Origin of the sequence: Schlesneria sp., assembly GCF_036405755.1 — a bacterium.
Lineage (GTDB): Bacteria > Planctomycetota > Planctomycetia > Planctomycetales > Planctomycetaceae > Schlesneria > Schlesneria sphaerica.
Genome location: NZ_DASWWZ010000480.1, coordinates 1 through 8554, shown reverse-complemented (window position 1 = coordinate 8554; position 8554 = coordinate 1). Strand labels below are relative to the sequence as shown.

At 57.8% G+C, this 8554-nt stretch carries 4 protein-coding genes; all 4 read left to right on the top strand.

Annotated features, from left to right (window positions below):
* A partial coding sequence (locus tag VGE80_RS16305) for a DUF1501 domain-containing protein (RefSeq protein ID WP_440593408.1) occupies positions 1–700 on the top strand: 700 nt, incomplete at its 5' end.
* A 227-nt stretch (positions 701–927) separates the two neighbouring features.
* Positions 928–2355 (top strand): DUF1501 domain-containing protein, encoded by a 1428-nt coding sequence (locus tag VGE80_RS16300; protein ID WP_397570555.1) that lies wholly within the window; start codon positions 928–930, stop codon positions 2353–2355.
* A 356-nt stretch (positions 2356–2711) separates the two neighbouring features.
* A complete protein-coding gene (locus VGE80_RS16295; protein WP_440593407.1) occupies positions 2712–8273 on the top strand; it encodes a neutral/alkaline non-lysosomal ceramidase N-terminal domain-containing protein in 5562 nt (1853 codons plus the stop codon).
* Between the two features lie 10 nt (positions 8274–8283).
* On the top strand, positions 8284–8554 hold a 271-nt coding region (locus VGE80_RS16290), incomplete at its 3' end, for a serine hydrolase (RefSeq protein WP_440593406.1).

Sequence of the window (8554 nt, the reverse complement as noted above, 5' to 3'; positions counted from 1 at the left end):
GCAGCAGTCCTATCTGAGGTCGCTCGACGGTGCTCATCGGTTGCTCAGTTCCAAAGATCGGGCCGCGTTCGATCTCGAGCTGGAACCTGGCGATAGTGCTGAACGATACGGCAGCACCCGGTTCGGGCGGGGCTGTCTGCTCGCCCGTCGACTGGTGGAATCCGGGGCCCGCTTTGTGGAAGTGACCACGGAATACGTCCCCTTCCTGAATTGGGATACGCATGCGAACGGGCATGAGACGCTCGTCCGCATGAAGCAGGAAATCGACCAGCCGATTGCCAGTCTGATCCTTGACCTCGAAGCCCGGGGATTGCTGGATCGGACCCTGGTGATCATCGCGAGCGAGTTCAGCCGGGACATGATCATGGAAGGGAAGCCGGGATCGACAGCGGGTGATCAGACCACTTTCCCTGTCGAGAAGCTGTCTGAGATGAAGCACTATGGACAGCACCGGCACTTTACGGGGGGCTCGTCCGTGCTGATGTTCGGAGGAGGAATGCGTAAGGGTTTCCTTTACGGAGCCACCTCGACGGAACGACCTTTCGTTGCGGTCGAAAACCCGGTCAGTGTGATGGATCTGCATGCCACCATCTTCACCGCGATGGGGATCAGTCCAAAGACTTCGTTTGATGTGGAGGGACGCCCCTTCTATCCGACGGAGGATGGAAAAGGAAAAGCGGTTCGTGAGTTATTCTCCTGAACCATCGGAAATCGAGATCAGGTTGTTTGTGGTTTGCCTCAACTTTGACACCTTCCGTCGTGATATTTGTCACCGCTAAGGTCGGCCGCAGTGACGAGCCGGTGAAGGGATGATGAAGACCCGACTGAGTGTCATCGCGAAAGAACGCTGAAGGATTCACCGTTTTCGGCCCTGACATCGTTAAATGATCGAGATCCAGATACTCGCCCCAGGAGCAAGCTAATCCTATGTTCGAAGCGCACCTGCCAATGACGCGTCGGTCTCTCCTTGAGCGGTCCGGAATGGGGATGGGGGCACTCGCCCTGGCGGGCCTCTTTCACGATCAGGAATCCCGTGAGGCACGCGCGGCATCCGGGGCAGACGCCGCGGTGACTGAAACAGAAAAGAAACCGCATTTTCCGGGTCGAGTGAAACGGGTAATTCACTTCTTCCTGAATGGTGGTCCGTCTCACGTCGATACCTTTGATCCGAAACCGGCTCTGGAAAAATATGCGGGTCAGCCGGCACCCGTGAATCTGACGACCGAACGGAAGACAGGGGCCGCCTTTCCGTCCCCTTTCAAATTCCAGAAGTACGGTCAGAGCGGGCTGGAGATCAGCGAGATCTTTTCCAAAACGGCCGCCCATGCAGACGACATCGCGGTGATTCGCTCGATGTACGCTCATGTTCCCAACCACGAACCCTCGCTCATGCTGATGAACTGTGGGGATTCCGTTCAGCCACGTCCCAGTGTCGGTGCCTGGGTGCTTTACGGGCTGGGAACAGAGAATCGCAACCTCCCCGGCTTCGTCGCGATGTGCCCTAACGGCCTGCCGATCAAAGATTCAGAAAACTGGCAATCAGGGTTCCTGCCGGGTGTCTATCAGGGAACGTATGTCGATCCCCGACACCAACTGATTGACAAGTTGATCGAGAATATCCGCAGCCCGCACGCCACGGCGGGAATGCAGCGGCGGCAACTCGATTTGCTCAGGTCACTCAATGCCGAGCATCGGGACGTGCGGGTTGATACCCGGCTGGAAGCCCGTATTCAGTCCTTCGAACTCGCGTTCCGCATGCAGACGGAGGCGGCCGAGGCCTTCGATATTTCGAAAGAGCCGAAGCACATTCAGGAACTTTACGGAGCGGGAGTGCACGCCCGGCAGACGTTAATCGCCCGTCGGTTGCTCGAACGAGGGGTGCGGTACGTCCAGCTCTGGCATGGAGCCGGGCAACCATGGGACAATCACTCGGGGATCGAAACTGCGCATCGCCAGCTTGCAGGAGAAATTGATCAACCCATCGCCGCACTGATGACCGATTTGAAGCAGCGCGGAATGTTCGAAGATACGCTGATCGTCTTCGGTGGTGAGTTCGGTCGGACTCCGACGGTGGAACTGGCCGGTGACGGGAAGGCGCTACTCGGACGTGACCACAATCACTATGGCTTTAGCGTCTGGCTTGCGGGTGGTGGCGTTCGAGGCGGGACCGCTTACGGAGCCACCGACGAGTTCGGGTTCAAGGCGGTCGAAAAGCCGACCAGTCCCCACGACCTGCATGCGACTATCCTGCATCTACTCGGCTTTGATCACGAACGGCTCACCTATCGCTATGCGGGACGCGACTTCCGCCTGACCGACGTGCATGGCCAGGTGATTCACGAAATTCTGTCCTGATCGATGAATTTCGTTGATGACTTGTTCCGGGACCGGACTTGGCAACGATTTCTACTGCCGCTGGATTCCTCTCCGGCGCTGCGTCTGACGGGCTGCGTCTTGTGTCCGCTACCGCTGGACTCGTTCGTAAGTTGAAGGTCGCTAGATTACGGCAGTTACCGTAATGGATCTGCGTCGATGAACACATCACATTCCGGGACCCAGCATCACGGGGCTGCTGCGGCTCAACCAGACTCCGCCGCCTCGCTGATCACGCTGCGATGGCTTCTGTGGGTTTGCTTGAGACACGATGTTCGTCGATACTGCCGTCTCATGGGATCTGTTTTCGCCTGCGGCACCTTAACGCGGAGTTTTGCATGGTTCGTTTTCTGATCGCACTGAGGATCGTCTGCGTTATCAGTGGGTTGAGCGGTCTCGGACAACTCGTCTCCGCGACAGAAAGTACCGCAACGTATTCTGTCGGTGTTTCGCAGGCCGACGTGACGCCGGAATACCCCGTTCGGTTATCCGGTTTTGGATTCCGCAGAACCGAATCCGAAGGGGTGACTCAGCCCATCTGGGCGAAAGCATTGGCCATTTCGGCGAATCCGCAGTCCGATCCTGTGGTGCTGGTGACGGTCGACAATCTCGGAATTCCGGCATCGATGTGTGATGAAGTCGCGTCACGCCTCAAGACGAAAGCAGGGTTAAAGCGAGCAAACCTCTCGATCACGGCTTCGCACACGCATACGGCCCCGATGCTGCGTGGTGTGGCTCCGACGCTGTTCAGTGTGCCGATCCCGGAAGACCACTGGAAGCAGATTGATCGCTATACGCAGTTCCTGACCGATCGCATTGAAGAAGTGGCGCTGGAAGCCCTGGCGAACAGGGAAGAGTCGAAGCTGACCTGGGGGATTGGGACAGTCAAGTTCGCGATCAATCGACGACAGCAGGGGGGGCCCGTGGACCACGATCTTCCAGTCCTGGTTGTGACGAGGCCGGATGGAGTGGTCCGAGCCATTTACGTCGACTACGCGTGTCATTGTGTGACGCTCTCTAACAACAAAGTGAGCGGTGACTGGGCGGGGTACGCTCAGGATTTGATTCAGCGCGCATTTCCTTCTGCTATCGCTCTGGTGTCAGTCGGATGCGGTGCCGACCAGAACCCGAGCAGCGGGGTGGTGGGCGACAGGGCCGATATTGCCATGCAGCAGGGGGCCGAGATCGCCGCTGAAGTGAAACGAATGATCAGAGGCTTTATGACGCCGGTCCAGGGACCGATCCAGGCCGTGCGTGAGTCGGTTCCGCTTGACTACGACACGCTTCCGACACGAGCCGAATGGGAGAAGCGAGCCGAGAAAGATGACCCTGTTGGATATCATGCGCTTGTTCAGTTAGAGCGGCTTAACCGCGGGGAAAAATTGCCGACGACGTTGGACTATCCGATTGTGACGTGGTCGTTCGGTGATTCGCTGGCAATGGTCTTTCTGCCGGGCGAAGTCGTTGTTGATTACTCGTTACGGCTGAAACGGGAACTGGATCGAATGCGCATCTGGGTGAACGCGTATGCGAATGACGCCCCCTGTTACATTCCTTCTGAGCGAATTCTCAGGGAGGGAGGCTACGAAGGGGGAGGGGCGATGGTCTACTACGACCGTCCCGCGCCGTTTAAGCCGGGACTCGAGGATCGCATTATCCGTTCTGTCCGAGGTCAACTCGACGAGAAGTTTGCAGCCCGCTTCGATGCCGGAAAGACGTCGGGAACCCTGCCGAAGTCTCCGCACCAATCCCTCGCTGCTCTTGAGACGACATCGAATCTGAGAGTCGATCTGGTTGTGGCAGAACCTTTGATCGCTGATCCGGTTGCGATCGATTTCGGACTGAACGGCGAATTGTGGGTCGCGGAGATGAGCGACTATCCCAATACCTTCATCTCGCTTCAGGGCAGTGAAGGTGGCGCCCCCACGGACTCCGTACCTCCACCACCGGGCGGACGAATTCGACTGGTCCGCGACACCGATGGTGACGGGCAGTTTGATCGGTCGACCATCTTTCTGGATAAGATCGCTCAGCCGACGGGAGTCACCGTCTGGCGAAAAGGAGTGCTGATCTGTGCCGCTCCGGATCTGCTGTATGCGGAAGATACCGACGGCGATGACGAGGCCGATCGGGTTCAGAAACTGTTTACCGGCTTCGGAACTTCCAACAACCAGGCACGCCTCAACAGCTTGACCTACGGTCTGGATGGCTGGATCTATGGTTCGTGTGGTCTGTTTGGTGGGTCAATTACGAACCTGGCTGGCAAGACCGTCGAATTAGGTGATCGCGATTTTCGGATCAAACCAGAGACCGGTGAGATTGAAGCGGCCACAGGCCGGACTCAGCAGGGGCGAATCCGCGACGAATTCGGGAACTGGTTCGGCTGCGATAATTCCACGCTTGGTTATCACTACCCTCTGGCGGAACACTACCTCCGACGAAACCCTTACGTGACTTCACCTATCAGTCGCGTGAATCTGGCGCAATCGGAGGAGACGCGTCGGTTGTATCCCGCTCGTCCTGATGCTCAGCGATTTCAGCTCAGCGGAGCACCCGGCACCGTGACCGCGGCGTGTGGAATCGCTGCCTATCGGGATTCGGTTCTCGGCGCAGACTACCAGAACCATCTTTTCATCTGTGAACCGGTAAATCTGCTGGTTCACCGCTTCGCCCTGAAGCCCACCGGGACGTCCTTTGTCGCAGAACGTCCGGCGAACGAGGCGGAGACGGAATTTTTGCGATCGACCGATGGATGGTTCCGTCCGGTTCAGGTTGTCAACGGGCCTGACGGTGCCATCTGGGTCGTTGATATGTACCGCTTCATTATCGAGGATCCTCGTTGGATCCCCAAACAGGAACTCGATCCGCTCGATTTGAGGGCGGGAACGACACTGGGGCGAATCTACCGTGTCACGAGTCAATCCGACCAATCCAAACCAGCGACGCGGGCACTCCCTCGCACCGACCGATCGGGAACCACGGAAACCAAATCTCCGCTGTTGTCGGTCTATCAGGAGCGGGAACTCCACGACGTGATTAGCAACGGCGGAAAAGGGACCCGTACGATCTCTGCCGAACGGGTCAAGTCGTGGCGCGACGAAAGTCAGCAGGGCAATGCAAACCTGCGAGTGATGAGCTATCGCCGACTGGCCGCGGCATCGCAACTCACTGCAGCCGATATTCAGCGTGCATTCAGCGATCCTGACCCGCGGGTCCGTGCAGTGGGCCTGGTGCTTGCTGAGGGGATGACCGAGAAGGGGGCACTGATCGATTCGCTACTGAAACTTTCGGACGATGCTGATCCCCATGTGCGGTTGCAGGTGGCTTGTTCATTGGGTGAGTGGGAAGACCGACGAATTGGATCGACACTGGCGAAGATGGCCTTGCGTGATGCGGGTGATCCCTACCAGGTCGCAGCGATTTTCAGCAGCATCCGGCCGGGAGACCTGCAGGCGTTTACGACAACCCTGTTCGATGAATTGAAAGACGGAGAGCCACCTCCGTCGCTGATGGCCCCGTTCCTCGCCACAGCCGTCGGATACGGTGACGACGGTGCGATCAAGTTGGCGCTGGTTGCTGTCTCTAAAGGCCTGGATCAGCAACCCCGCGCCTGGCAATTGCGAGCGGTCACAAACCTGGTGGAATCTCTGCGTCGGCGACCTGCCGATGCGGGGGGTGAGCAGGTGAAGCGGGACGATGAGGTACTGAACGTCACCCGCCGGATGCAACAGGCGGCTCGCAGTTTGATCGCGGCCGAGGGGGCCGACGATGAAACTCGCATCGCCGCGATTCAGTTACTCGGGCGAGACCCGATGCAGCAGATGGATGACGTCGCGACACTGATCCCGTTGCTGTCATCTGCTTATCCGCCGGGAGTTCAACTGGCCGCAGTGGAAGCGTTTGAGCGGATCGCCGCAGACAACGTTCCCGAAATCTTTGCAGAAAGGTATCGCGAACTTTCTCCCTCCGTACAGCCTCGAATTGTCGACGCGTTCCTGGGACGTGGCAAATGGACGCCCTACTTCTTTGAAAAAGTGGCCGATGGCACGATTCCCGCGACCTCCATTTCTGCGGCTCAGCGCCAGGCCCTGATTTCCCATCCAGTTCTAGATATACGCCGGCAAGCGGAAAAGTCGCTCGCCGCCAGCATTAATACCGACCGGCAACAGGTGGTCGAGCAGTATCGCGAGGCACTGACGCTGAAAGGGGACAACGAGCGTGGTCGGGCTCTGTTTGCCAAGACCTGTGCCCAATGCCATCGTCTCGGCGATGTCGGACACGTCGTGGGCCCCAATCTGGCCATGGTGGCCAACAAGTCTCCTTCGTTTCTGCTGCAGGAGTTACTTGATCCCAATCGCAATGTGGATACTCGCTACATCGGTTACCTGGCCGTGACCCGGGAGGGATTGATCCGGACAGGACTCCTGGCGAGTGAATCGTCAAACAGCGTGACGCTGCTCGGTCCCGAAGGGAAGCAGTTCACGTTGCTGCGGAAGGAATTGGAAGAGCTGAGAGCGACGGCAAAGTCGCTGATGCCGGAAGGCCTGGAAAAGGACCTGTCACCGCAAGCTGTCGCTGACCTGATTGCACTTCTCAGTTCCGTTTCGGTTCCTCCGAAGCAGGCGGAAGGAAATACGCCAAAGACGGTCCGTCCGGAAGAGGGGCGTTTGTCTCTGCTTGCCGCAACGGCCGCGATCTATGGCAATGACATTGCTTTCGAAACCCCCTATGGCAATATCGGATACTGGCATGGGGTGAACGATCACGTTGTCTGGTCGATCGACCTGCCCGAGGCAGGCGTCTTTGATGTCTACCAGGAATATGCATGTGATGGCGGTTCTCAGGGGAACGCATTCCGAATCGAATGTGGTGAAAAATTTCTGACGGGCGTCGTTCGGGGAACAGGTGGATGGAGCAACTACGTCGTAACGAAAGTCGGCTCACTGTCACTCGACGCCGGCGCACATCGGCTGCTGCTCCGTCCGGACGGAAGTCATGTCAGCGGGGCTCTCATGGATTTGCGGGGAGTTTATCTGATTCCCGAGGGGCAGCCGTTCGCTCTCGCCAAGGTCGAACCTGTTTCTCCGGCCACTGACGTCAAGGAGTTTGCCCGGCAACTTCTTGATGATGCGCTGTCCGCAGACGACCGCGCGCGCTGGATCACAGAGAAGCCCGAACAGGCGTCTGAAATTGTTGCGGCACTTGTAGCAGACTTGCCTGACAATCAGGCCGAAGAATATCGCAGGATTCCCTGGATCTGGCGCGTCGCCATTGACTGTGGCAAACGAGCCGAGGGAGATCAGCTTTTCAAGCTGTTAGAGGTTTCGCTTCCGAAAGACGGAGAACCGCTTCGGGACTGGCAGGCGGTCGTCGTTGGAGGTGGAATCATCAATGGCATCAGCTTGAGCGGAGGATGGCCGAAAGGGCGAATTCTCGAAATCCTTAAGGACTCGCCCGATCTGAACCAGCGGTGGAAGAGGTCACTGGTTCTCGCGTCAGAGATGAGCGACAACGAACGCGTTCCGACGGGAACGCGATATGACGCACTGCGAATGATTGCTGTGGACGACTGGAATCGACGTCGCGCGCAACTGGTGAAGTATCTCGCAAAGGGCGTCAACGCCGAACTGCAGATGGGGTCGATCAGCGGTCTGAGTGATGTCGAGTCGTCAGAAGTCGCTGACCTGCTACTGGGCTGTGTCGAATATGTCAACGAGCACAATCGCACGCTCGCCCTCGACGCACTGCTGAGGACCGATCGCCGCGCAGAGAAATTGCTTGATGCCATTGCCGGTGGCCAATTGTCAGCAGCCCGGTTAAGTTCCGCACACCGAAAATCACTGCTTGAGTCGAAAACGTCATCGATCAGGGAGCGGGCGGTCAAGCTTTTGAAAGAATGATGGGCAATCAATGAACGAACTCGAACTTGCCGAGCGACTCCCAGCGACTTTTGGCGTCTTTCGTGAAGGTGTTGATCGGCAGTTACATACGGGCCTGCAGATCTATGTCTCGCTTCAGGGCGAGGTCCTGGCTGATGGTGGATTCGGACTCTCCGCGCCAGGCCAGCCGATGACATCAGAGACGATCAATCTGTGGCTGAGTGCGGGTAAGCCGTTGACAGTGGTCGCAATCCTGCAGCAGTGGGAGCAAGGTCGACTGCGACTGGATGATCCCGTGGTGA

What these genes read in the sequence shown, in the direction of transcription:
- VGE80_RS16295 (WP_440593407.1), top strand. Translation starts at nt 2,712, where the DNA reads ATGGTTCGTTTTCTGATCGCACTGAGGATCGTCTGCGTTATCAGTGGG.
- VGE80_RS16300 (WP_397570555.1), top strand. Translation starts at nt 928, where the DNA reads ATGTTCGAAGCGCACCTGCCAATGACGCGTCGGTCTCTCCTTGAGCGG.